Raw genomic sequence first — 24,493 nt, 5'->3', positions numbered from 1 at the left:
CCAGCGAGGATGAGCATCATGAACCGCCGCACTCTCGTACTAACGATGGCCCTCGGGCTGATGGGCTTGCACGGCCCCGCGCAGGCGGCCGACCCCGAGGTTGTGAAGATCGGCTTCGCGGGTCCGCTCACCGGCCCGGTGGCGCGCGTCGGCAAGGACTTGCAGTATGGCGCGCAGCTCGCGATCGACGAGGAGAACGCCAAACACCCCATGATTGCGGGCAAGCCGGTGAAGTACGTGCTCGACGTGCAGGACGACCAGGCCGATCCGCACGTGGCCGTGCAGGTGGCGCAAAAGCTCGTGGACGACGGCGTGGTCGGCGTGATCGGCCACTACAACTCGGGCTGCAGCATTCCCGCTTCGACGGTGTATCACAATGCGAATGTCGCGATGATCACGCCGGGCTCGACGAATCCGGCGCTAACCCAGCAGGGCTACGCGAACGTGTTTCGCACCATGGGCAACGACGGCATAGGCGGCGTGATCGCCGGCAAGTTCGCGGTGGAGCAGTTGAAGGCGAAGCGCATCGGCATCATCGACGACCGCACGGCCTTTGGCCAGGGGCTCGCCGACGCGTTCGAGAAAGGCGCGAAGGAGGCCAACGGCAATATCGTCGACCGCGAGTTCACCAATGACAAAGCCGTCGATTTTCGCGCCATACTTACCTCGCTCAAGCAGAAGAACGTCGACGTGATTTTCTTTGGCGGCCTCGACGAACAGGGCGCGATGCTCGCCAAGCAGATGCGCACGCTCGGCATGCCGGCGCGCCTGTTCGGCGCGGGCGCATTGAAGAGCAATGCCTTCCTGCAGATCGCGGGCCCGGCGGGCGAAGGCACGCAGGATCTCGAACCGGGACCGGCGCTCGACAAGCTGCCTTCCGCGCAAGCATTCGCGAAGCGCTACAAGGCACGCTTCAATCAGGATGTCGAACTGTATGCGCCGTTCGCCTATGATGCCGCGCTCGCGATGATCAAGGCGATTCGCGACGCCGATTCGCTCGACCGCTCGAAGATCGTCGCGAGTTTCCCGAAGGTGACGGTGGTGGGCGTGACGGGCAATATCGCGTTCGATCCGCACGGCGACCTCATCAAGCCGCCTTATACGCTCTTCGAGGTGCAGCAGGGCCAGTGGAAGAGCCTCAAGACGCTCGGGGGTAATGGCGTGTAAAGCGCGTGAGGGGCCTTTCAGCGCGCGACCAGCAGCTCGAATAGCGTGTGGAAATCGACCGGCTTCGTGAGATGCGAATCGATACCGCTCATGCGCGAGCGCAGCCGGTCGGCGTGCTGGCCCCAACCCGTTAGCGCGATGATCTGAAGGCCGACGTACCGCGGGCTTTGACGGATCTGTCGCGCGATTTCATAGCCGTCCATGCCGGGCATGCCGATGTCGAGCACGACCGCATGTGGCACCGACTGCGCCAGCGCACCGAGCGCGGCGGCGCCGTCGTAGACCACGCGCACCTGCGCGCCTTCGCCCGAGAGCACCATGGCGAGCGAATCGGCGGCGTCGCGGTTGTCGTCGACCACGAGAATGCGCTTGCCCGCGAGCGGCTTCGCAGCGCGCGCCACGCTCGCCGGGGTATCGCGCGGTTCGGTAGGTGTCTGCTGCGAGAGCGGCAGGCGCACCGTGAAGGTGCTGCCTTTGCCGGGGCCTGCGCTTGCCGCCTCGACGGTGCCGCCGTGCATGCGCACGAGATGTCGCACCATGGTGAGGCCAATGCCGAGGCCCCCCTGGTTGCGGTCGGCGGGGCGGCTGACCTGGGTGAACATTTCGAACACCTGATCGATCTGCCCCGCCGACATGCCGATTCCGGTATCGCTCAGTGCGACGACGACCCACTCGCCTTCGCGCGTGGCGTCGAGCCGGATCTGGCCGCCCGTGTCGGTGTAGCGCGCCGCGTTGTTGAGCATGTTCGCGAAGACCTGCGTGAGCCGCACGCGATCGGCGTCGAGAACGAGCGGCGTGTCGGGAAGCGTGATGCTCAGTTCATGATGGGCCTGATCGATGGCGGGGCGGCTCGTCTCGACGGCATTCTCGATGATTTCCGCGAGCGCCACGGGCGCCTTCACGAGGCCGATCTTGCCGCGCGTGATGCGCGACACTTCCATCAGGTCGTCGATCAGCCGCACCATGTGATGCACCTGACGATCGAGCATGTCGAGGATCGGCGCGGAGTCCGCTGGAAACTCGCTGTGCCGGATGAGGTGCAGCGCATTGGCGATCGGCGCGAGCGGATTGCGCAGCTCGTGCGCGAGCGTGGCGAGGAATTCGTCCTTGCGCCGGTCCGCTTCCTTGAGCGCGTCTTCGGCATTCACGGCTTCGGTCACGTCGATCGATACACACACGTGGCCGCGAAACTCGCCGTTCGCGGAAAACCACGGCGCACAACAGGTTTCGAACCAGTGCCAGCCTGCATCCTTGATTTTCACGCGCAGCCGGCTCTGGAACGCGCAATGGTCGAGTTGCGCAGCCTGTAGGCGCGACAGAAAGCCGGGCAGATCGCGCGGATGCACGATGGTTTGCCAGCCGGTTTCGAGCAGCTGTCCGGGCGTGAGGCCGATCGCCGTGAGATAGCGCTGGTTCAGATAGACCGTATTGCCTTGCGTGTCGATTTGCCAGATCAGTGCGGGCGACGCTTCGGCTAGCGCGCGAAAGCGCGCCTCGCTCTCGCGCAGCGCTTCCTGTGCGCTGCGGCGGTCGTCCACGTCGATATTCATGCCCACCCACTTGCGCACTGTGCCGTCCGGATTCCAGATCGGCGCGGCGCGCACGTTGGTCCAGCGCCAGCCACCCGCGGCGACGTGCAGGCGATATTCCGCGTTCACCACGCGTTGTGCCGCAATCGCGTCTTTCCATTGGCGCAGCGCGTAGGCGCGGTCATCGGGATGGACGGCGTTCGCCCAGCCTTCGCCGAGCCATTCTTCGCCGGGCTGCCCGGTATATTCCGACCAGCCCGGCGAGACCGACTCGGCCTGACCTTGGGCATCGGCTTCCCATACGGCCTGCGCAAAGCCTTCCACCAACGCGCGAAAGCGCTCCTCGCTGTCAGCGCATTCAGTTTCCACGCGCTTGCGTTCCGTAATGTCCAGTGCGAATTCGGCGCACCTGGAAGCCATGCCCGTGCCCGAGATCCGCGTGGGCGCGAAAAGGCCCCACCAGCGCGTGCCGTCCTTGCGGATCAACTGCCGTTCATAAGGCTGTGTGCGTCCGGTGGTGGCGAGGTCGGTGACCGCACGCGTCGTGACGCCGAGAAATTCGAGCGGCACGAGCCGGTCCCAGTGCGCCGCGGCGCGCAAATCCTCGCGGCTATAGCCGCTCATCTGCTCGAAAGCGCCGTTGGCGTCGGCCATGGTGCCGTCGAGGTCGAAGAACAGCACGCCCACGGTTTCGATGGAGATGGCGGCCTGCAGGCGCGCCTCGCTCTCGCGCAGCGCCTCTTCGACCTGCTTGCGGTGCCCGGCTTCGTCGTGGAGCTTCGTATTGATGTTCTGCAGCGTGCGCGTGCGTTCGGCCACCTGCTGCGCGAGATTGCGGCCCGCGTCCTGGGCGTCGCTCAGCGCGCTCGTCAACTGGTGGGCGGCGCTCGCGCAGGAGGCGAGACCTTGTAGCTGGCGCGCGTCCTCGGCGTCGAAATGTCTTTCTTCGCCGTGCGTCACGGCCCAGACCGTGCCGACCACCGTGCCGTTGACGCGCCATGGCACGTGCAACGCCTCGCTGATGGGTGGATCGATCGCGCGGTACGAAGCAAAGCTGCGTGCCGGCCGGTCGAAGAGAAGCATGGTATTGCGCCCCTCGGTCACGCCGCAGGGACAATCGTCGCCGGGAAGCGTGCGGTCCACGTCGGCAGCCAGTTCGCCGGCCACCGCGCCCCAGCGGAAGCGGGCCGTGGGGCCGTCGCGCTCGGGCACGCTCACGCCCGCCGACCCGGCGCGGCAAAGCGTGAGGGCGAGCCGCGCGAGCATAGGCAGCACACCTGAGGGATTGTTCGCCATTTCATGCGCGAGCGCAGCAAGCGCACGGCTCTCGCCCTGGTAGTCGGGCAGTCGGTTCGGGCGGTTCACCAGGGCTTCGGTGATCAGCGTTTCCTCGACCGTGAGCGCAGGTGCGCCGTTGTCTTGCATGCTGCCTCCGCTTTAGTCGTCCGCCGCCCCGGCGTTCGCATCTTCGGTGCAAAGTTGCTAACGCAGGTGAGCCCATTGTGTTTGCGGGTAAGCATCGCGTATTCCCGTAGATAAAAACCGGGAGATGCCAGCACGTTTTGTTGCGTCCCTTTGAACACAGTGCACTTCTGAACGGGCCGCAAGGGCGACGGGCATTGTATTTGCGCGATGGCCGCACGATACGGAAGGCGAGGAGGATGCGAGCATGCCACGCGCGATATGGATATGGAGAGGCGCCATCACCTTCGGGCTCGTGTATGTGCCGGTCGAAGTGTTCCCGGCTACGCAGAGCGAGCGTACCGGCTTCAACCTGCTCGATCGGCGCACGCTGGACCCAGTTGGCTATCAGCAGATCAACAAGCGCACGGGCAAGGCGGTCCAGCACGCCGACATCGTGCGCGGCTACGAGTATGAAAAAGGCGCCTACGTGGTGATGTCCGACGAGGAGATCAAGGCCGCGAGTCCCGAATCGACGCAGACGGTCGAGCTGCTCGCGTTCGTCGAGGCGTCGCAGGTCTCCTTTCTCTACCTCGACACGCCGTACTGGCTCGCCCCCGATAAGCGCGCGGGCAAGACCTACGCGCTCTTGCGCGACGCGCTCGCGGCGAGCGGCAAGCTCGGCATTGCGAGCGTCGTGCTGCACAGCCGGCAGCATCTCGCGGCGCTCGTGGCGGTGGGCCCCGCGCTTGCGCTGCAAACGCTGCGGTGGGCCACCGAGGTGCGCGAGTTCGATGCGGTGAAGCGGCTGCCCAGCAGTGCAAAAGCCGCGGGCGTGAGCACACAGGAACTGCAAATGGCGCGCAAGCTCATCGACGACATGAGCACGGACTGGGACCCCGAAACGTATCGCGACACCTACCTCGACGCGATTCTCGAACTGGCCGGGCGCAAGGCGCGCGAAGGCAAGGCGCACGAACTCACGCCCGTTGCGGCACCCGCGCCCGAGCGGCGCGGCGCGGATATCGTCGACCTTTCCGAGTTGCTCAAGCGCAGTCTCGGCAAGCGCAGCGAGGGTGGCGGGAGCGGCGCGAGTGCGCCGTCCGGGAAACCGGCGCCGAAGCGCGGACGGCGCGCGGCGTGATGAACGCGAGCGCGGCTCTGAGAGAGAGGAACAAGGGGCGAACGATGAAGCACAAGCTCGAAGTCTACGAACAGAAGCGCCGCTTCGATGAAACGCCGGAGCCGCGTGGTCGCACTGCGCGACGCAGCGCGAAACCGCGAGAGGGTGAAGGATCGTTCGTGATACAGCGTCACGATGCGCGGCGGCTGCACTACGACTTTCGCCTCGAGCTGGACGGCACGCTCAAGTCGTGGGCTATTCCCAAGGGCCCGAGCCTCGACCCGACGGTGAAACGGCTCGCCGTGCATGTGGAGGATCATCCGCTCGAATATGGCTCGTTCGAAGGGCGCATTCCCGAAGGCAGCTATGGCGCAGGCACGGTGGCGATCTGGGACCACGGTGTGTGGCGCCCCGAGGGCGGTTTGCGCGGCGCGCGCGAAGGGTATGCGCAAGGCAAGCTCAAATTCACGCTGGAGGGCGAGCGGCTGCACGGCAGCTGGGCGCTCGTGCGGAGTCCCATGCACGACGGCAAACAGGAGAGCTGGTTGCTGATCAAGCAGCGCGACGACGAGGCCGTGCCTGAAGACGAATTCCATGTAGTCGAGGACGAACCTGCTACGTCGAAAACGTCGAAAACATCAAAAAAGGGCGCCCGCGCGGGCAACCGGGCCGCGAAGCAGGAGGCAGCCACGGCACTGGAAGGCGCAGTGCGCGCATCGATGCCAGAGACACTTGCCCCGGAACTTGCTACGCCGGTCGACGCTCCCCCGCACGGCGACAACTGGCTCTACGAAATGAAGTTCGACGGCTACCGCGTGCTGGCGCGCATTGACCGCCACGCGCGCGGCAAGGGCGATGTGCGTATCTTTACCCGCACCGGCAACGACTGGACAGCGAAGTTTCCGCGTCAGGTGCAAGCGCTGCGCGCGCTGAAGGTCGAATCGGCGTGGCTGGACGGCGAGGCCGTTGTGCTCGACGCGACGGGCGTGCCCAACTTCCAGGCGTTGCAGAACGCGTTCGACGCGGGCCGTGCGGGCGACATCACGTTCTGGCTCTTCGATCTGCCTTGGCTAGACGGCGCGGACTTGCGCGGCGTGGCGCTCGAGGCGCGCCGCAATAAGCTCTCGGCGCTGCTCTCACAAAAGCCTGACGATGCGCTGCGTTTTTCGGCGGCCTTCGAGGGCGAACCGCAGGCCCTGCTCGAAGCCGCCTGCGAGGCGAATCTCGAAGGACTCGTCGCCAAGCGGCGCGATAGTCGCTACACGTCCACGCGCAGCGCAGCGTGGCTCAAGCTGCGCTGCTCGCGGCGCCAGGAATTCGTGATCGGCGGCTATACGGAACCGAAGGGCAGCCGCGAGGGGTTCGGCGCACTGCTGCTCGGCGTGTATGGCGACGATGGCGCGTTGCAATATGCCGGCAAAGTGGGAACGGGTTTCGACGCGGCGCGGCTCGAAGCGATGGCGGGCGAACTGCGTGCGCGCGAGCGCCAGAACTCGCCGTTCGCGGCGGTGCCGGCGGCCGAGCGTCGCGCGGGCGTGCACTGGGTGCGGCCTGAACTCGTGGCGGAGGTGCGCTTCAAGACATGGACGAGCGCGGGCGTGGTGCGCCAGGCGTCGTTCGTCGGACTGCGCGAGGACAAGCCCGCAAAGGACATCGTGCGCGAAGGGCAGTCCACGCCCGTGCAGGCGGTGGCGAACCAACGCGAAAAGAAGGCCGCAATGCAGGCTTCGGCGAGCGCGCCAAAGACGGCGAGCCGTACGCGCCGCGCCGCCCACGACGAAGCCGAGGTCGCCGGCGTGCGCATCACGCATCCCGAGCGCGTGATCGACGCGCAAAGCGGACTGCGCAAGATCGATCTCGTTGAGTACTTCGAAGCGATTGCTGAACGGCTGCTGCCGCACGTGCAGGGGCGGCCCGTCGCGCTTGCGCGCGCCCCCAAGGGCGTGGGCGGCGAGCTGTTTTTCCAGAAACACGCCAACGCGCTGCAGATTCCGCATGCCACGCAGCACCCCGGCCTCGATCCGGGCCATGCGCCGCTGCTCACGCTCGATACCACCGAGGCGCTGGTCGGCGCGGCGCAGATGGACACGATCGAACTGCACACCTGGAATGCGCTCGCGGCGAGCATCGAAAAGCCCGACCGCATCGTCTTCGACCTGGACCCCGATCCCTCGCTCGCATGGGAGCGCATGCTCGAGGCCGCGCAGCTCACGCGCGAACTGCTCGACGCGCTGGGCCTGCAGGCGTGGTGTAAAACGAGCGGCGGGCGGGGCCTGCACGTGGTGGTGCCGCTCACACGCCATGCCGGCTGGGACGAGGCCAAGGACTTCGCGCGCGCGGTGGCGAGCCACATGGCGGCGACGCTGCCCGAGCGCTTCAGCGCGAAGATGGGGGCGCAGAACCGCAAGGGCCGGATTTTCGTGGATTATTTGCGCAACAACCGCGGTGCGAGCACAGCTGCGGCTTATGCGCCGCGGGCGCGGCCCGGTCTTGGCGTATCGGTGCCCGTCGACTGGGACGAACTGCACACGCTCACAAGCGGCGACCAGTGGAATGTCGCGAACGTGCGCGGGCGGCTCGAAGCGCTGCGCGCCGATCCGTGGAGCGGTTACGAAAAGGCGCGCCAACGCATCACGGCCTCCATGTGGAAACCACTCGGCGGGAGGTGAAAGCTTATCGTCAGATGCCAGCCAGGCTCGCCAGCTCGTCGCCTCCGAAGTGGGTTCGCTGGCGCAGCGCGAGCGCGGCGCGCGAAATCGAGGTGCTGACCGACGCAGGCGCTGTCGATTTTCCGGACATGATTGTCCTTTTTTTACCCGCAATTGTCCTGAGACAATTATTTTCCGCCCCGTTTCTGAGCGACCATGAACGCTTACCGAGGAGCGGATCGAGATGGCGTGGGCGACGATTTCGGGCGAGTGGCGTGACGCGGTCGGGGCCGCGCACGGCGCAGAATCCAAATACAAACGGCTGGTCAAGGCGATTGCACAGGACATCGAGCGCGGCGCGCTCGTTTCCGGCGTGCGTCTCGCGCCGCAGCGCGAGGTGGCCTCGGAACTGGGCGTGAGCGTGCAGACGGTCACCAATGCCTACAAGGAACTCGAAAGGCAGGGCCTGATTCGCTGCGAGGTCGGGCGCGGCAGCTTCGTCGCCGCGCGCGTGACCGAGTCGATGTCGAACTATATTCTCGACACGGCCGAGCGCGAGATCGTCGACTTTTCCATTGCGCGCATCGTCCACACGCCGCAGCACGACGCCGCGTGGCGCGAGGTGTGCGCGACGCTCGCCACGCTGGACGATCAGCCGTGGATTCGCTCATTTCGGCCCATCGCGGGCTTCGAGCATCATCGCCAGGCGGGCGCGGCGTGGCTCGCCTCGCTCAACATGCCGGTGAAACCCGAATCGCTCCTCATCACCAATGGCGCGGCGCACGGCATTTTCCTCGCGCTCGCCTCCACGGTAGGCCCCGGCGACACCGTGCTCTGCGAAAGCCTCACGGACCACGGCGTAATCGGCTCGGCAAACGTGCTGGGCTTCACGCTCAAGGGGCTCGAAATCGACGAGTACGGCATCCGTCCCGAGCATTTCGAGGAAATGTGCGACAGCGAGCGCGTGAGCGCGCTCGTGTGCACGCCGACCTTCAACAATCCCACCATGGCCGTCTTGCCCGATTCGCGCCGCCGCGCGATTGCGCGCATTGCGGAGCGCTATGGCGTGTACGTGATCGAGGACGATGTGTATGGCGCGCTGCCCGCGAAAGCCAACACGCCTGTCGCGAGCCTGATTCCCGAGCTGGCGTTCTATTGCACGAGCATGACCAAGTCGGTGCTCACCGGTCTGCGCACGGGCTATCTCGCCATGCCGCGCCGCCTTGCGCTGCGCGTGGAAAGCGTGTTGCGCGTGAGCAGCTGGATGGCGACCTCGCCGATTGCGGAGATTGCCACGCGCTGGATCATGGACGGCACCGCGCGGCGCCTCGTGGAACTGCAGCGGGAGCGGCTCGCCGCGCGCCAGGCGATGGTGCGCGAGGCGTTGGGCGACTATGTGCTCGGCGCGCATCCCAACGCGCTGTCCGCCTGGCTGCGCGTGCCCGACTACTGGCAGGCGGACCGCGTCGTGCGCGAATTGCGCAATCGCCAGATTGCCGTGACTTCGCCGGACCCATTTCTCGTGGGCGGCACAGCGCGTCCCAATGCGGTGCGCATCAGCCTTGGCGCGGAAGCGTCGGACACCGCGTGCCGCAACGCGCTGCAGACCATGGCGGGCGTGTTCGAGCAGTATCCGCACGTGCACGATTTCAACTAGACGTTGCGTCTGCCCATCCGGGCGCGCGGATTGTACCAGGACATTAGAAAGCCCGTTTTGGCTCATTAGACTGGATTGCACAGATTCACAGGAAGGAACGTGCATTTCATGTCGTCGCTTTCGTTTTCGTCACTCTCGCTTGCCGATGTCTACCGCGCGCGCCAGCGGCTCGCCGGCCGCGTAGCGCACACCCCGCTCGTGGCGTCTCCCACTTTGTCGGCGCGCGTGGGCGTGCCGGTCTACTTCAAGCTCGAAACCGTGCAGCCCACGGGCAGCTTCAAGTTGCGCGGCGCGACCAACGCGGTGGCGCATCTCGCCGAGTCGGGCGTGAAGCGCGTCGTCACCGCGTCCACCGGCAATCATGGCCGTGCACTCGCGTATGCGGCACACGCGCTCGGCATGGAGTCGGCCGTCTGCATGTCGTCGCTCGTGCCGCCCAACAAGGTCGAAGCCGTGGCTGCGCTGGGCGCGCGCGTGGTGATCGCGGGCAAGAGCCAGGACGAAGCGCAGATCGAAGCGCAACGCCTCATGCGCGAAGAAGGCTATGCGTTCGTGCCGCCGTTCGACGACTTGCACGTGATCGCCGGGCAAGCCACCATCGGCCTCGAAATTCTCGAAGCGCTGCCCGACACCGCGACCCTCGTGGTGCCGCTTTCGGGCGGCGGACTGTTCAGCGGCGCAGCGTTTGCGGCGAAGCAGATCCGGCCGGACGTGCGCGCCATCGGCGTTTCGATGGCGCGCGGCGCGGCCATGCATGCGAGCCTCGCGGCGGGCCATCCGGTCGACGTTGAGGAAAGCGAAACATTGGCCGATTCGCTGGGCGGCGGCATTGGTCTCGACAATCGCCACACCTTCGCGCTGACTCGCGCGTTGGCCGATGAAGTCATCCTGCTCGGCGAGCCTTCGATCGCGCACGGCGTGGCCCACGCGTACCGCGAAGAACGCCTCGTGGTGGAAGGCGCGGGCGCGGTGGGCATGGCGGCGCTGCTCGACGGGCACATCGAGCGCAGCAAAGGCCCGCTCGTGATCGTCGTGAGCGGCGCGAACATCGACATGACGGTGCACCGCCGTCTCGTGACGGAGGTTTGAAATGCATTCCGAGTTGTCACCTGAGTTGCCGCCGGTTACGTTGCTGGGCGCACAGCAACTGCGCGAACTCGTCCCGCTCGATCTTGCGGCCGTGGATCAGGTCGAATCCGCATTCGTTGCGCTCGCAACCGAAGCCGTTGTCATGCCGCCCATTCTCAATCTCGCGCTGCCCGAGCGGCATGGCGAGGTCGATGTGAAAACGGCGTATCTGCCACGCTTCGAACAGTTCGCCATCAAGATCAGCCCCGGCTTTTTCGACAATCCCTCGTTGGGCCTCCCGAGCCTGAACGGGCTGATGCTCGTGCTCTCTGCGCGCACGGGTCTTACCGAGGCCGTGCTGCTCGACAACGGTTATCTGACTGCCGTGCGCACCGCCGCGGCGGGCGCAGTAGCCGCGCGCTGGCTTGCGCGTCCCGACGCGCGCCATGCGGCGATCATCGGCGCGGGCGAGCAGGCGCGCCTGCAACTCGATGCGCTCATGCTGGTGCGCAAGATCGACAGCGTGAGCGTTTGGGCCCGCGATGCGGCGCGCGCTTCGGTCTTCGCCGCCGACGCCGAACGCCGCCACGGCGTGCGCGCCCGCGTCGTCGCTTCGGTGCACGACGCGCTCGCGCAGGCCGACGTGGCCGTGACGACCACCCCCAGCCGCACACCGCTCGTGCACGCGGCGGACCTGCACGCCGGTTTGCACCTCACGGCCATGGGCTCCGACGCCGAGTACAAGAACGAACTCGCGCCCTCGGTATTCGAATCGGCGCGCTATGTCTGCGACCGCTTGCAGCAAACGCGCGTGCTCGGCGAACTGAGGCACGCGATCGAAGCGCACAAGGTCGCGCCCGATCGCGGCTTCGCGGAGCTGGGCGAAGTGATCGCGGGCCGCCGCGAGGGCCGCGTAAGTGCCAACGACATCACGATCTGCGACCTCACCGGCACCGGGGCGCAGGACACCGCCATTGCCGTTCTCGCCTTGCAGCGCGCCCGCGCGACCGGTGCGGGCGCGGTGTTTCACAACGCAGTCACGCCTTGAGAGGGAAAGATGTCCGCAGCAACTGAAAAGAGTGAGGTGGCGCCGCGCCTCGTGTTCGCACGCAGCGAATACGACGCGCGCATTGCGAAGACGCGCCGCGCGATGCAGGACGAAGGCATCGATCTGCTGATCGTCACGGACCCGACCAACATGAACTGGCTGACCGGCTACGACGGCTGGTCGTTCTATGTCCATCAATGCGTGCTGCTGACCATGGACGGCGAACCCGTCTGGTTCGGTCGGGGCCAGGACGCAAACGGCGCGAAGCGCACGGCGTTCATGTCGCACGACAATATCATTGGCTATCCTGATCATTATGTTCAGTCGCCTGTGCGTCACCCCATGGACTATCTGAGCACGGAAGTCATCGCCGCGCGCGGCTGGGACTCGCTGAGCGTTGGCGTGGAGATGGACAACTATTACTTCAGTGCAGCAGCCTACGCGTCGCTCCAGCGCCATTTGCCCAAGGCGCGCTGGGTGGACGCCACCGCGCTCGTGAACTGGCAACGCGCGGTGAAGTCGCCGCGCGAGATCGAGTACATGCGCGTCGCGGCGCGCATCGTCGAGAAGATGCATGCGCGCATTCTCGATGTGGTCGAGCCGGGCATGAGGAAGTGCGACCTCGTTGCGCAGATCTATGAGGCGGGCATTACCGGCGTGGAGGGCCGCGGCGGCGACTATCCCGCCATCGTGCCGCTCCTGCCCACCGGCGCCGATGCCGCCGCCCCGCACCTCACGTGGGACGATTCGGCATTCACGGCGAACGCGGGCACGTTCTTCGAGATCGCGGGCTGCTACCACCGCTATCACTGCCCGCAGTCGCGCACGGTCTATCTCGGCAAGCCGCCAAAGCACTTTCTCGATGCGGAGAAAGCCGTGGTGGAAGGCATCGAGGCCGGCCTTGCCGCCGCGAAGCCCGGCAACGTGTGCGAGGACATCGCCAATGCGTTCTTTGCAGTGCTGAGCAAGTCGGGCATCGAGAAAAACAGCCGCTGCGGCTACCCCATCGGCGCGAGTTTTCCGCCCGACTGGGGCGAGCGCACCATGAGCCTGCGTCCGGGCGACCGCACGGTGCTCGAACCCGGCATGACGTTTCACTTCATGCCGGGGCTGTGGCTCGACGATTGGGGTCTCGAGATCACCGAAAGCATTCTGATCACTGAAACCGGCGTCGAAACGTTTTGCACCACGCCGCGCAAACTGTTCGTGAAGGAGTAGGGCCGATGCGTGCGTCACCGATTACGCCGACCGTCGATTACGACGCCAATGGCGTGCAACACGGCTTTTTGAGGCTGCCTTATTCGCGCGACGATTCCGCGTGGGGCGCGATCATGATTCCGCTTACCGTGGTCAAGCACGGCGAGGGGCCGACGGTGCTGCTCACGGGCGGCAATCACGGCGACGAATACGAAGGCCCGATCGCGCTCGCCAAGCTGGCGGGCTCGTTGCAGGCCGCGGACGTGAATGGCCGCGTGATCATCGTGCCGTACATGAACTATCCCGCGTTTCGTGCGGGCACGCGCACCTCGCCGATCGATGCGGGCAATCTGAACCGCAGCTTTCCAGGTCGCCCCGATGGCAGCGTGACCGAAAAGATCGCCGATTACTTCCAGCGTGAGTTGCTCGCGCGTGCCGATTACGTGCTCGATATTCACGCGGGCGGGCGCACGCTCGACTTCGTGCCGTTCGCGGCGATCCATGTGCTGCCCGATGGCGATCAGCAGGCGCGTTGCGAGCGTGCGATGCGGGCGTTCGGCGCGCCGTATTCGATGCGCATGCTGGAACTCGACAGCGTCGGCCTGTTCGACAGCGCCGTGGAGGAAGCGGGCAAGGTGTTCGTTTCGACCGAACTGGGCGGTGGCGGCACGTCCACCGCGCAGAGCGTGGCGATTGCGGATCGCGGCGTACGCGGCTTTCTTGCGCACGCCGGCGTCATTGAGCGCAAGGCTGGCGAGCGCAGCGTCGGCGCGCGCACGACCACCTTGCTCGACATGCCCGACGGCACCTGCTACACCACGAGCGAGCATCGCGGCATGCTGGAGATGTGCCGCGATCTCGGCGATACCGTCGAGGCGGGCGAGTTACTCGCGCGCGTGCACGACATCGATCGCACCGGCGCGCGCCCTGTGGAATATCGGGCGCAACGCGGAGGGCTGCTCGCGGCGCGCCATTTCCCAGGGCTCGTGCAGGCGGGCGACACCGTGGCCGTGGTGGCCGACGTCGTCGAACGCAACCTGCCCGTGGCGGCATGAGCGCGCCGTGATTAAGCTCGACCGTTACGACCTCGCCATCCTGCGCATCCTCGAGCGCGATGGCCGCATCACGAAATCGAAGCTCGCTGAAGAGGTCAATCTCTCCATTTCGCCGGCCTGGGAGCGCGTGCGCAAGCTCGAGGAAAGCGGCGTGATACGCGGCTATCACGCCGAGGTGGACTGGGTAGGCGCGATGCGTGGCAGCCGTATCGTCGTGGAAGTGACGCTATCGCGCCATACCGCGTCCGACATGCGGCGCTTCGAAGAACGCGTGAGCACGGCAGAAGAAGTCATGCAGTGTTATGCGACGGGCGGCGGAGTGGACTACGTGCTGCACGTGCTGGCGCGCGACATCGACCATTACCAGCGCTTTGTCGACGCGCTGCTGATGGAGGATCTCGGCATCGAGCGCTACTTCACCTACATCGTGACGAAGGTGGTGAAGTGCGCGCCCAGCCACGCGCCTGCGTGGGCCCTGGAAAGCGCGTGAATTTTTCGCGCCCGCGCGCTGCGGTTCAAAAAAAACGCAGGTGCGCGGGGCCGAAAACCAAAAAAATCGCGATGCCACCAGCCCCAGAATGGAAGGCATATCGACAGACCTGACAAGGAGTAGACGAGATGCTGCCAGGACACCCCATTCTGTTCAAATCGCTGTGCTACGTGGACGGCCGCTGGGTCCATAGCGACAGCGCGGCCACCGTGGCCGTGCAGAACCCCGCGGACCAGTCGGTGATCGGCCACGTGCCCATGCTCGAGCGCGCCCAGATCACCGGTGCAGTGGACGCGGCACAGCGCGCCTTCGAATCGTGGCGCTGGGTCTCGCAAACGCAGCGCAGCGCGGCGCTGCTGCGCTGGCACGAACGGATCGTGCGGCACCAGGAGGATCTGGCGGCACTGCTTTCACTGGAGCAGGGCAAGCCGCTGGCCGAATCGCGCGGCGAAATCCGCTATGCGGCGAGCTTCGTCGATTGGTATGCGCATGAAGCGAAACGCCTGGCAGGCCGGACGATTCCCACTCATATCGATGGTGCGCATCTGGGCACGGTGATGGAGCCGGTGGGTGTCGCGGCGCTCATCACGCCATGGAATTTTCCGGTGGCGATGGTCACGCGCAAGGCCGCCGCCGCGCTCGCCGCCGGCTGCACGGTCGTCGTGAAACCCGCACACGAAACGCCGTATTCGGCGCTCGCCCTGGCGCAACTCGCAGAGGAAGCCGGCTTCCCGGCGGGCGTCTACAACGTGGTGCTCGGCGAGCCGCAAATGGCGATGGAAACCCTGGTTGGCGACACGCGCGTGCGTGCCGTGAGCTTCACGGGCTCGACGCGCGTGGGCTCGCTCGTCACGCAGACGGCGGCGCGCGCAGGCATCAAGAAAGTCGCGCTGGAACTGGGCGGCAACGCACCGTTCATCGTCACGGAAGACGCCGATCTCGAGCAGTCCGTCAGGATCGCCGTGGGCGCGAAATTCCAGACCTCGGGCCAGGACTGCTGCGCGGCGAACCGTATTTTCGTGGCGCGCCCGCTTTACGAAGCGTTTGTCGAGCGCTATGCGGCGGCGGTGCGCGCGCTCAAGACCGGCCCGGCGTTCGAAAAAGACGTGGACGTGGGCCCGCTCATGCACCAGGCCGCGTTCGACAGCACGGTCGCGCGCGTGTCCGATGCACGCGAGAAGGGCGCGCGCATCGTGTCGGGCGGCCATCCGCATGCGCTGGGCGGCTGGTACTACGAGCCCACGGTGATCGCGGATGCCGCGCCCGGCATGCGCGTGTACGACGAGGAAAACTTCGCGCCCATTTCGGCAGTCTGCGCGTTCGACACGCTCGACGAAGTGATCGCCAGGGCGAACGACACGGAATATGGCCTCGCGGCCTACGTGTGCGCGACGCGCATGGACACGATCTTCCAGCTGGTGCGGCGGCTCGACTTCGCGATGGTCTCGGTGAACGGCGTGAAGTTCACGGGCGCGCCCATTCCATTCGGCGGCATGAAGGCCTCTGGCCTTGGCCGCGAAGGTGGCGCGGAGGGCTTCGAGCCCTTCGTGGAAACCAAATATTTTTGTCTTGGCAATCTGGGCCTGCCGCTCGCGGCCATGGCCTGAACCGGAATCAGGAGGACTACATGACTCAACGCATCGACGCACTCTTCGAGCAGGACCGCGCGCACTTCATGCACCCGTCCACGCACGCCTACGACCACGAGAGCGGCGCGCTGCCGGGCAAGATCGTGCGCGGCGGCAAGGGTGTCCGCATCGAGGACCACGAGGGCAAGCAGTATATCGACGCCTTCGCGGGCCTCTACTGTGTGAACATCGGCTACGGCCGCACCGAAGTTGCGGACGCCATGTACGAGCAGGCGAAGCAGCTCGCGTACTACCACACCTATGTGGGCCATTCGTCGGATGCGATCATCGAGCTGTCGTCGCGCATCATCGACTGGTCGCCTGCCGGCATGAAGAAGGTGTATTACGGCATGTCCGGTTCGGACGCGAACGAAACCCAGGTCAAGATCGTCTGGTACTACAACAACGTGCTGGGCCGCCCGAACAAGAAGAAGATCATCTCGCGCGACCGCGGCTATCACGGCTCGGGCATCGTCACGGGCAGCCTCACCGGCTTGCCGAGCTTCCATCAGCATTTCGATCTGCCGATCGATCGCGTGAAGCATACGGTCTGCCCGCACTGGTATCGCAAGGCGCCCACGGGCATGAACGAGGCGCAGTTCGTCGCGTACTGCGTGGAAGAGCTCGAAAAGCTGATCGCGCGTGAAGGCGCGGACACGGTTGCCGCGTTCATCGCCGAGCCGGTGATGGGCACGGGCGGCATCATCGAGCCGCCCAAAGGCTACTGGCCGGCCATCCAGGCGGTGCTGCGCAAGCACGACATCCTGCTGATCTCCGACGAGGTGGTGTGCGGCTTCGGGCGTCTGGGCTCGAAGATGGGCGCCCAGCACTTCGGCATCGAACCGGATCTCATCACGGTCGCGAAGGGCCTCACGAGCGCGTATGCGCCGCTCTCCAGCGTGATCGTGGGCGAGAAGGTCTGGGACGTGATCGCGCGCGGCTCGCAGGAGCACGGGCCGATGGGGCACGGCTGGACCTATTCGGGACACCCGGTGTGTGCCGCCGCCGCGCTCGCCAATCTGGCGATCCTCGAGCGTGAAAAGCTCGTGGAGAACGCCGGGCAGGTCGGCTCGTACTTCGGCGCGAAGCTGCGCGAGGCATTCGGCGCGCATCCGCTCGTGGGCGAGGTGCGCAGCGTGGGCATGCTGGCGGCGCTGGAGTTCATGGCCGACAAGGACGCGCGCAGGCCGTTCGACCCGGCGCTGAAGATCGGGCCGAAGGTTTCGGCGGCGGCGCTGGAGCGTGGCGTGATCGCACGCGCCATGCCGCATGGCGACATCCTGGGCTTCGCGCCGCCGCTCGTCATGACGCGCGCCGAGGCCGACGAGATCGTCGGGATCGTCAAGCAGGCCGTGGACGAGGTGGCCGAGCGCAGTCTGGTAGCGGGGTAAGCTGCGCAGCGCGCGTCAACCGTTGACGGTTCAATGTCGCGAGCCGCCGTACGCCAATACGGCGGCTTTTTTGTTTCCGCTGGGCTTGCGCAGGTGTTGCTTTTCGGTCGCTTGCGCTTGCGCAAAAGGCCGTGAAACCGTTGCCTGACAAGGCTCAAAGGCCCGCGGTTCTGGTGCGCGGCATTTTGCCACCACATTGACGCACGCGCATGGTGTGACAATGCGTCGAAATCTTAAAAAATGTTAAAGAAGGAGTCGTTCGATGCTCTCACCCGTCGCAGGATCGGCTATCGTCGTGCGCCAAAGCAGCCGCGCTCCTCTCACCGGAACGCCGCCCAGCGCACGCTGTTCGGGGTGCGCCATGCGCCATCTTTGCATGCCGCAAGGCCTGCCGGCGGAAGACCTGCCGAAGCTCGAGGCGCTGATCTGCGGGGCGCGCAAGGTGCGCCGCGGCGAGGCGCTGTATCGCTCGGGCGACCGCTTCGACAGCCTCTACGCCGTGCGCTCCGGCTCGCTCAAGACGCTGATCGTCAACCGCGACGGCCGCGAGCAGATCACGGGGCTGCGTCTCGCGGGCGACGCGCTGGGGCTCGACGGCATCGCCACCGACGTGCACGCGTTTAGCGCCGTTGCCCTCGAAGACAGCTCGATTTGCACGCTTCCCTACGCCGCGCTCAAGGGCTTGTGCCGCGAAAGCGGCACGATGCAGGACCGGCTGCACCGGCTCATGGGCGACCAGTTCAACCAGGAAGCCTCGCAGATGATGGTGCTGGGCTCGCTTACCGCCGAAGAACGCGTGGCCGCCTTCCTGCTCGACGTGTCGTCGCGCAACTGGCAGCGCGGTTATTCGCAGGCCGAGTTCCGTCTGCGCATGTCGCGCGAGGACATGGGCAGCTACCTGGGCATCACGCTCGAAACCGTGAGCCGGATCTTGTCGCGCTTCCAGAAGCGCGGCCTCATTGATGCGCAGGGCAAGCTGATCCGCATCTGCGATATCGAAGGGCTGCAGACGGTCTAGGCGGGCCGCTGACGCGGCAGCCATCGGACCGTCCGATGACTGTCGCAGCCAGCCGCGCCTTGTGCGGCTACCAACTCTCCTTACTTCTCGTCGAGACCCAGCCCCGGCAGGCGATGCGTGCCTTCGAGCTGAACCGCGTGCAGCAGATGCGGATCGAGATCGAGCGCGCTCAGGATCGTCGGTGCGACCTGGGTCGTGAAGACGTAGTGGTCATCCGTACGGCCGGCGTGGTGAATGCCGGGGAACGACACGACGAGACCGAGATGGCTGTCGTCGGGCGCGTTGCCGCCGTGCTCCTCATCCTTCGCCGTGCTCGACGTATAGATCACGCCCGGGTTCGGCTGCACGATGATGTCCGGCGTGCGGCCGTTCGACGGATTGCCGAACCAGTCCGCGAGGCGGTCGCCCGTGAGGATGTACGCCTGCGGGCCATCCGCGCAAATGCCCGGCGCGTTACAGCTCAGGTTCGCCTGCAGCGTCTTCACCACGGCGTCCTTCTGGCCCTGATCGCGCAGCCAGATCAGGCCAACGTCGTCGGTCTGCACCATGCCCGTGCCCGGGAGGCCCGAGCCGTCGTTCAGGTTGCCCGTCTTCGTGTTGTTCTGGCCGAAGTTGCCGGTCGAGTCCAGATAGTTGTTGGCTTCGAGCAGCTTCGTGAGCGTGTCGCCGTTCTTCACCAGCTTCGAGTGATCGGTCGGCGACTGGCCGTGCTTGGCCGTCACGATGATGAGCGTCGACGAGTAGAGGTTGCGCTGCTTCAGTTCCTGCACCACGCGGCCGAGCGAGTTGTCCAGGTACGTGATCGCGGCGGCGACCTGCGGGCCGGGCGTGAAGTCGGCGTCGAGATAGCCGCCTTGTTTCGCCACAGGCGACTTCTGCGCGACGCTAAGCGTCTGGAAGTTCGTGCCGAACATCGTGGGCACCGGCGCGCTCGTCTTGCCCGTCGAGTCGAGGCCGTCGATCTCGTTGATCAGCGCCTGCACGTGGATGTTGTCGAAGACTTCGGTATGCGTGTAGGTGTCCAGATAATACGTGCCGGTCTTCGGATCGATCGAGTTGATCTCAGTGCGCGCCAGATCGTCCACGCCCTTGCCCGACGGACCGTTGACCCAGTCATAGCCCCACGCATGCTTGTCCGCCCACGCGGTGCGCGCGCCGTGGATGTTCTGCTTGATGACTTCGAAGACGGTGTTCGTCTTGATGTAATTGTGCGGGTACACGGGCGTGCAAACGCCGTTGACCTTCGCATAGGGAATGGCTTGCGGATTGAACGCGCCGCCGCCGTCGAGGTGGATCAGCGCGCCGCCGTTCTCGCCGTCGATGCCGGTCGTTTCGTCGAACACGACGTTCCAGCCTTGCGGGCCCTTGCACTGGGAATCGAGCGGTGCGTAGAGCGTACGGTCATATGACACGTCATAGAAGAGGCCCGCGCTCTTCGGCGAGCCGCCCGTGACCAGCGCCGTGAGGCCGGGGAACGAATCGGACAGATGCGGCGTATGGGCGTTCGTGTAGGTCACGCCCGACTTCGCGAGCACCGCGAGGTTGGGGCACGAATTGCTGCCGATGCAACGGGCTACGTCCTGTTCGTGCAGGCCGTCGAAACTGATGAGCAGGACGTGCTTCACATCCTTCATGTCGCCTGCATAAGCCGTTGTGTGCACACCCGCAAGTGCCATTGCACTCGCGCCAACGACTGCGCCTAACCGCGACCACCGGCTCGTATTCTCCATCTTTCACCTCGTTTTTGTATTGCATTTGTGGGGACCTGCGCACAGCCCGAGCAATGTGGGGCTGGAAGGCGAATCTCTCGTGACGGCGTGCTTTCATCTTGCCGTCAGTTGTTATCAGTTGTTGCAAGACGCGTTTGCGGACGCGTGAAGTGAGGGTTTTCGCGGGTGTAGACTCCTGCATTCGAGTGTTCACGGTTCGCGGTGGAGCGCTCGTTAAGAGTGAGTTCCATTCAGTCCATTCCGGGCATCGCATAATCGAATCCAAAGGGAACGTCATGGCAAAGGATGAAATCGTCTGGGGTATCCTGGGTACGTCGAAGATCAACGACAAGGTCGTCGTGCCCATGCACCACGCACCGAAGTGCCGCGTAAAAGCGATTGCTTCGCGTTCAGCACAGAAGGCCCAGGCTGCCGCGGCGAAATATGGACTCGCGCAGGCGTACGACAGTTACGAGGCGCTGCTGGCAGACCCCGAAATCGATGCGGTCTATATCCCGTTGCCCAATCACCTTCACGTGGAGTGGACGATCAAGGCCGTCGAGGCGGGCAAGCATGTGCTGTGCGAAAAGCCGATCGGGCTCGATGCGCAACAGGCGCAACGATTGATCGCCGCGCGCGACAAGAGCGGGCGGTATATCCAGGAAGCCTTCATGGTTCGTACGCATCCGCAGTGGCTGAAGGTGCAGGCGTTGATCGAAGAGGGCGCCATAGGCGAATTGCGGGCGGTGACAGGCGGCTTTACCTACTACAACACCAATGCGCAGGACATTCGCAACCATAGCGATATGGGCGGCGGCGGCTTGCTGGACATCGGCTGTTATCCGATCACGACCTCGCGCCTCATTCTCGGGCGGGAGCCGAAGCGCGTGGTCGCGCTCGTGGAGCGCGACCAGTCGTTCGAAGTAGACCGCCTTGGCTCCGTGCTCATGGATTTCGACGGCGTGCAAGCGAGCTTCTTTTACTCCACCCAGATTCATCCCTACCAGCGCATGCAGTTTCACGGCACGACGGGGCGCGTCGAGGTCGAGATTCCATTCAACGCGCCGAACGACCGGCCGACGTGGCTGCTGTTGAGCCAGCAGGGAGAAGCCGATCGCTGGCTGGAACTGCCGGTATGCGATCAATACGGCGTGGCAGCGGAGGTTTTTGCCGAGGCGATATTGAACGGCGCGCCCCAGGCGATTGCGCTGGAAGATGCCTGCGCGAACATGCGCGTGATCGACGCCGTGTTCCGCTCGGCCCGCTCGGGCGCCTGGGAAAGCATTGCTTGACGTCGAAGCGCCGCGGGCGGGTTCAACGGGTTTTGGCTTGACCCGCGCCCGCCTTGCGGCTTTTCACATGGTCGATGAATGCGCGCAGCTTGGGCATGATCTGCCGGCGGCTGGGATAGCAGAGAAACACGCCCGGCAGCATCGGCGCGTAGGCGTCGAGCACGCGCACGAGTTTGCCCGCTTTCACGGCATCGGAGACCATCGGCTCGGGTAGCTGCGCGAGGCCGATGCCTTCGAGCGCCGCGCCCATCATGGTCGGGAAGTCGCTGGCGATCAGCGGTCCGGAGACGGCGATTTCCATGGCGTGCCCGTGGTCGTCGAATGACCATGAGGCCAGCGCGCCGTTGGAGCGCCGCCAGCGCAAGCAGGCGTGCTCGCGCAGATCGTCCGTGTGGCGGGGCCGTTTATTGCCGGAGAAGTAGGCAGGACTACCTACGACAACGAGACGAAACGGCGGCGTCAGTGGCACCGCCACCATGTCGGCGGCGACGAGCTGTCCGAGCCGGATGCCGGCGTCGAAGCCTTCCGCCGCGAGATCGACCACTTCCTTGCTCGCGGCGATTTCCACCTCCACTTCGGGATAAGCCTGGCAAAACGAAGCGAGCAGCGGCTCGAGCAGCAGTGGGACGACCGCGCGCGGCACGGAGAGCCGCAACAAACCCGTAGGGCGCTGCCCGAGGTCGCGCGCGACTTCGCTCGCGGCGACCAGTTCCTCGAAGGCGGGTTTTGCGCGCGAAAGAAACCGTTCGCCGGCTTCGGTCAGGCCGACGCTGCGCGTGGTGCGCACGAACAGCGCCGCGCCGATGCGCTCTTCGAGCACACGCACTGCCTGGCTGATAGCCGAAGGCGTCACCCCGAGGTCCGCCGCCGCCTTGCGAAAGCTGCGGTGCCTGGCAACGCTCAGAAACGCCTCCACGCCATCGAGCGCACCTTGCCTGACTGTGAAGTTCTGCTTCATAGCGCATCAACATTGTGATGAATAGTCGCTCGCGGGAAACGATGGTACACCTAACGTGCCAGCCGATGACGCGCGCAAATCGCCTTGCGCGCAGGCAGGATCCGCCGCGAAGTCTGGCATTCATCTGGAGAACCGCTGATGAGCACACCCGCCGTTCCCGTTGGCATCATCCCGCCGCGCCCGGCGTGGCGCAGCCTGCGCTGGATTGCGCCGCTCACGTTGCTGTGGATTGCCGTGATGTACTGGCTGCCGGCGATCCCTGGCAGCGGTTTTCAAACCACGGCGCACCAGCTCGTCGCCCAGATGTTCATGGCGCTCGGATTGTGGCTCGGCCTCGAGCGCACCGGCCTGACGCTGAGCCAGCGCCGCGCGACCTGGCTCGTGATTCTCATGGCGCATGCGCTTTGGTTCGCAGTCGTCTGGAGTGCGGCGATCCATGGCGTCTTTCGACTGAGCGCCGTCCCGCCGCCGTTGCCCATGCTGCCGTTGGCGATATTTTTGCCTGTGATGGTCGGCGCGCCGCTATTGCTGATGTCGAAGCGAATCGGGCAAGTACTCGACGCGATGCCGGCCGCATGGCTCATTGCGCTGCAGTTTTACCGCGTGTTCGGCAGTTGGGCGATCGCTGCGTGGCTGCATGGTGCGATGGCCGGCGTGGACGCGTTGCCGGCGGGCACCGGCGACCTGCTGACGGGCCTGTTCGCCGTGCCGGCGGCCATCGCGGTGGCAAGCGGCACGGCGCAGGGGCACAAGGCCGCCATCGCCTGGAACATTTTCGGGCTGATCGATTTCGCCGTTGCCGTGACCCTGGGGATGATCACGGCGCCCGGCCGATTCCAGCTGATCGCGCCGGATATGCCGAGCCTCAACGCGGGCACGTACCCGTATGTACTGACGCCCGCGTTCGTCGTGCCCAGTTCGATCCTGTTGCATGCGCTTTCGCTGCGTCAATTGTTCCGGCGCCGCGCCGCGTGAGCTCCCTTCATTTCATCCGCACATCGCAACGCACCTTGCAGGAGGCAACATGTCACCGGAATCGATCTTTCGCTTGCACCTCGCGCTCGGGTATGTCGCGTGGCTCCTTTGTTTTACCGTCTACGTCTGGCCCCGGCTCAGGTCGATGGACCCATTCGCCGCACAACGCGCCATCGCCACGCTGCACAGCTTCCGCTTCTTCGGGCTGGTCTTCATGCTGCCGGGCGTCGTGAGTCCCGATCTGCCCGCGAGTTTCGCCGTGCCCACGGCTTATGGGGACCTCGCAACGGGTGCGCTGGCCATGCTGGCGCTACTCGCGGCAAGAAAGCGGCCGGTGTTCTGGTTCTTCGTCGTGGCGTTCAATCTCGTCGGCGCGGTGGACCTGGTTCTTGCCTACTACCACGCCATCCAGGCCGGTGTGCCTGTACACGCAGGAGAGTTGGCAGCGACCTACGTGATTCCCGTAATTGTCGTGCCGCTGCTGGCAATTACGCACGGCGCCGCCTTTTATTTGCTGCTGCGTCCGCAGAGCAAGGGCGCCCGCGTGCTCGCCAACGCTTCGCGCACCTGAAAGGCGGGGCGGCAAATTCACTGGACAGAGGCCAGGCGGCGTTGCTTTAATAAGCAGCCGTTCATTCGTCAACGCAACCTGGTTCAGGAGACAACAAAGTGGACAAAGCCGCCGATCCGATCCTGCAGGTGCTGCACCAGTACAAGGCCGCGGTATTGGCCAAAGACGTCGATGCGTTCATCGCGCTCTACGACCCCGACATCCTGGCCTTCGACATGTGGGGCGCGTGGACGTACGAGGGCATCGCGTCATGGCGCAACATGGTGGAGGGCTGGTTTGGCTCGCTGGGCGCCGAGCGCGTGTTCGTGGATTTCAGCGAGGCGCAGACCGTCGTCTCCCAGGACCTCGCCGTGGTCCACGCCTTCGTGAGCTACAAAGCGGTGGCGGCGGACGGCGAGGAATTGCGCTCGATGGACAATCGCATCACCGCGACGCTCAGGCAAACGGACGAGGGCTGGAAGATCTTCCACCAGCATTCGTCTTCACCGATCGATCCCGCGACGACGAAGGTCATTTTCAAACGTTAGTCGCCGAAAAGAAAATGCCCGACACGCGGTCGGGCATTTCG

General features: G+C 65.3%; 19 protein-coding genes. 16 read left to right on the top strand and 3 right to left on the bottom strand.

Going from position 1 to position 24,493, the window contains the following annotated elements:
- Positions 1-18 precede the first annotated feature (18 nt).
- Complete coding sequence (locus ACOJB8_RS09725; protein WP_342947600.1) at positions 19-1,167, top strand: branched-chain amino acid ABC transporter substrate-binding protein; 1,149 nt, start codon at positions 19-21, stop codon at positions 1,165-1,167.
- A 17-nt stretch (positions 1,168-1,184) separates the two neighbouring features.
- Here ACOJB8_RS09725 and ACOJB8_RS09720 read toward each other — a convergent pair whose 3' ends face one another.
- Positions 1,185-4,121, bottom strand: coding sequence for a PAS domain-containing hybrid sensor histidine kinase/response regulator (locus ACOJB8_RS09720; RefSeq protein ID WP_475012273.1), 2,937 nt, complete (start codon positions 4,119-4,121; stop codon positions 1,185-1,187).
- Positions 4,122-4,365: 244 nt separating this feature from the next.
- On the opposite strand from ACOJB8_RS09720, the gene ku reads away from it, so the two are divergent.
- The 11 genes from ku to ACOJB8_RS09665 all read left to right on the top strand — a co-directional run bounded on the left by ku (position 4,366) and on the right by ACOJB8_RS09665 (position 18,420).
- A complete protein-coding gene (gene ku, locus ACOJB8_RS09715; protein WP_475012271.1) occupies positions 4,366-5,241 on the top strand; it encodes a non-homologous end joining protein Ku in 876 nt (291 codons plus the stop codon).
- Between the two features lie 44 nt (positions 5,242-5,285).
- Positions 5,286-7,889 (top strand): DNA ligase D, encoded by a 2,604-nt coding sequence (gene ligD / locus ACOJB8_RS09710; RefSeq protein WP_475012269.1) that lies wholly within the window; start codon positions 5,286-5,288, stop codon positions 7,887-7,889.
- A 223-nt stretch (positions 7,890-8,112) separates the two neighbouring features.
- A complete protein-coding gene (gene ehuR, locus ACOJB8_RS09705; RefSeq protein ID WP_475012267.1) occupies positions 8,113-9,525 on the top strand; it encodes a MocR-like ectoine utilization transcription factor EhuR in 1,413 nt (470 codons plus the stop codon).
- 108 nt (positions 9,526-9,633) lie between these two features.
- On the top strand, positions 9,634-10,614 hold the full coding sequence (gene eutB, locus ACOJB8_RS09700) for a hydroxyectoine utilization dehydratase EutB (protein WP_069263711.1): 981 nt from the start codon (positions 9,634-9,636) through the stop codon (positions 10,612-10,614).
- 1 nt (position 10,615) lies between these two features.
- Complete coding sequence (locus ACOJB8_RS09695; protein WP_475012265.1) at positions 10,616-11,641, top strand: cyclodeaminase; 1,026 nt, start codon at positions 10,616-10,618, stop codon at positions 11,639-11,641.
- 9 nt (positions 11,642-11,650) lie between these two features.
- Positions 11,651-12,859 carry an ectoine hydrolase DoeA gene (gene doeA, locus ACOJB8_RS09690; RefSeq protein ID WP_475012263.1) on the top strand — a complete coding sequence of 403 codons (1,209 nt, stop codon included), beginning with the start codon at positions 11,651-11,653 and terminating at the stop codon, positions 12,857-12,859.
- 5 nt (positions 12,860-12,864) lie between these two features.
- The gene (gene doeB / locus ACOJB8_RS09685; RefSeq protein WP_475012261.1) at positions 12,865-13,893 is read left to right on the top strand and encodes a N(2)-acetyl-L-2,4-diaminobutanoate deacetylase DoeB; all 1,029 of its coding nucleotides are present in this window, start codon (positions 12,865-12,867) and stop codon (positions 13,891-13,893) included.
- A 7-nt stretch (positions 13,894-13,900) separates the two neighbouring features.
- Positions 13,901-14,383, top strand: a complete 483-nt coding sequence (locus tag ACOJB8_RS09680; protein ID WP_342919974.1) for an Lrp/AsnC family transcriptional regulator — start codon at positions 13,901-13,903, stop codon at positions 14,381-14,383.
- Positions 14,384-14,511: 128 nt separating this feature from the next.
- A complete protein-coding gene (locus tag ACOJB8_RS09675; protein ID WP_475012259.1) occupies positions 14,512-15,990 on the top strand; it encodes an NAD-dependent succinate-semialdehyde dehydrogenase in 1,479 nt (492 codons plus the stop codon).
- 20 nt (positions 15,991-16,010) lie between these two features.
- Complete coding sequence (locus ACOJB8_RS09670) at positions 16,011-17,402, top strand: aminotransferase (RefSeq protein ID WP_475012258.1); 1,392 nt, start codon at positions 16,011-16,013, stop codon at positions 17,400-17,402.
- Positions 17,403-17,664: 262 nt separating this feature from the next.
- Positions 17,665-18,420 (top strand): helix-turn-helix domain-containing protein, encoded by a 756-nt coding sequence (locus ACOJB8_RS09665; protein WP_083245196.1) that lies wholly within the window; start codon positions 17,665-17,667, stop codon positions 18,418-18,420.
- A gap of 80 nt (positions 18,421-18,500) precedes the next feature.
- On the opposite strand, the gene ACOJB8_RS09660 is transcribed toward ACOJB8_RS09665, so the two are convergent.
- Complete coding sequence (locus ACOJB8_RS09660; RefSeq protein ID WP_475012256.1) at positions 18,501-20,150, bottom strand: alkaline phosphatase family protein; 1,650 nt, start codon at positions 20,148-20,150, stop codon at positions 18,501-18,503.
- 275 nt (positions 20,151-20,425) lie between these two features.
- On the opposite strand from ACOJB8_RS09660, the gene ACOJB8_RS09655 reads away from it, so the two are divergent.
- On the top strand, positions 20,426-21,421 hold the full coding sequence (locus ACOJB8_RS09655; protein WP_475012255.1) for a Gfo/Idh/MocA family protein: 996 nt from the start codon (positions 20,426-20,428) through the stop codon (positions 21,419-21,421).
- A gap of 22 nt (positions 21,422-21,443) precedes the next feature.
- Here ACOJB8_RS09655 and ACOJB8_RS09650 read toward each other — a convergent pair whose 3' ends face one another.
- Positions 21,444-22,379 carry a LysR family transcriptional regulator gene (locus ACOJB8_RS09650; RefSeq protein WP_069263728.1) on the bottom strand — a complete coding sequence of 312 codons (936 nt, stop codon included), beginning with the start codon at positions 22,377-22,379 and terminating at the stop codon, positions 21,444-21,446.
- Between the two features lie 138 nt (positions 22,380-22,517).
- Between ACOJB8_RS09650 and ACOJB8_RS09645 the strand changes: the two genes are divergently transcribed.
- From ACOJB8_RS09645 to ACOJB8_RS09635, 3 genes are all read left to right on the top strand, one after another.
- Positions 22,518-23,354 carry an MFS transporter gene (locus ACOJB8_RS09645; protein WP_069263730.1) on the top strand — a complete coding sequence of 279 codons (837 nt, stop codon included), beginning with the start codon at positions 22,518-22,520 and terminating at the stop codon, positions 23,352-23,354.
- A 49-nt stretch (positions 23,355-23,403) separates the two neighbouring features.
- On the top strand, positions 23,404-23,925 hold the full coding sequence (locus ACOJB8_RS09640) for a hypothetical protein (RefSeq protein WP_475012252.1): 522 nt from the start codon (positions 23,404-23,406) through the stop codon (positions 23,923-23,925).
- A 98-nt stretch (positions 23,926-24,023) separates the two neighbouring features.
- A complete protein-coding gene (locus ACOJB8_RS09635) occupies positions 24,024-24,452 on the top strand; it encodes a YybH family protein (protein WP_475012250.1) in 429 nt (142 codons plus the stop codon).
- The last annotated feature ends 41 nt before the right edge of the window (positions 24,453-24,493 follow it).

The organism is Paraburkholderia sp. BR10141, assembly GCF_056155635.1.
This window is presented reverse-complemented; position numbering and strand designations above follow the sequence as displayed.

Coding starts and splice junctions, on each gene's coding strand:
- ACOJB8_RS09725 (WP_342947600.1), top strand. CDS start 19: ATGAACCGCCGCACTCTCGTACTAACGATGGCCCTCGGGCTGATGGGC.
- ACOJB8_RS09720 (WP_475012273.1), bottom strand. CDS start 4,121: ATGCAAGACAACGGCGCACCTGCGCTCACGGTCGAGGAAACGCTGATC.
- ku (WP_475012271.1), top strand. CDS start 4,366: ATGCCACGCGCGATATGGATATGGAGAGGCGCCATCACCTTCGGGCTC.
- ligD (WP_475012269.1), top strand. CDS start 5,286: ATGAAGCACAAGCTCGAAGTCTACGAACAGAAGCGCCGCTTCGATGAA.
- ehuR (WP_475012267.1), top strand. CDS start 8,113: ATGGCGTGGGCGACGATTTCGGGCGAGTGGCGTGACGCGGTCGGGGCC.
- eutB (WP_069263711.1), top strand. CDS start 9,634: ATGTCGTCGCTTTCGTTTTCGTCACTCTCGCTTGCCGATGTCTACCGC.
- ACOJB8_RS09695 (WP_475012265.1), top strand. CDS start 10,616: ATGCATTCCGAGTTGTCACCTGAGTTGCCGCCGGTTACGTTGCTGGGC.
- doeA (WP_475012263.1), top strand. CDS start 11,651: ATGTCCGCAGCAACTGAAAAGAGTGAGGTGGCGCCGCGCCTCGTGTTC.
- doeB (WP_475012261.1), top strand. CDS start 12,865: ATGCGTGCGTCACCGATTACGCCGACCGTCGATTACGACGCCAATGGC.
- ACOJB8_RS09675 (WP_475012259.1), top strand. CDS start 14,512: ATGCTGCCAGGACACCCCATTCTGTTCAAATCGCTGTGCTACGTGGAC.
- ACOJB8_RS09670 (WP_475012258.1), top strand. CDS start 16,011: ATGACTCAACGCATCGACGCACTCTTCGAGCAGGACCGCGCGCACTTC.
- ACOJB8_RS09665 (WP_083245196.1), top strand. CDS start 17,665: ATGCTCTCACCCGTCGCAGGATCGGCTATCGTCGTGCGCCAAAGCAGC.
- ACOJB8_RS09660 (WP_475012256.1), bottom strand. CDS start 20,150: ATGGAGAATACGAGCCGGTGGTCGCGGTTAGGCGCAGTCGTTGGCGCG.
- ACOJB8_RS09655 (WP_475012255.1), top strand. CDS start 20,426: ATGGCAAAGGATGAAATCGTCTGGGGTATCCTGGGTACGTCGAAGATC.
- ACOJB8_RS09650 (WP_069263728.1), bottom strand. CDS start 22,379: ATGAAGCAGAACTTCACAGTCAGGCAAGGTGCGCTCGATGGCGTGGAG.
- ACOJB8_RS09645 (WP_069263730.1), top strand. CDS start 22,518: ATGAGCACACCCGCCGTTCCCGTTGGCATCATCCCGCCGCGCCCGGCG.
- ACOJB8_RS09640 (WP_475012252.1), top strand. CDS start 23,404: ATGTCACCGGAATCGATCTTTCGCTTGCACCTCGCGCTCGGGTATGTC.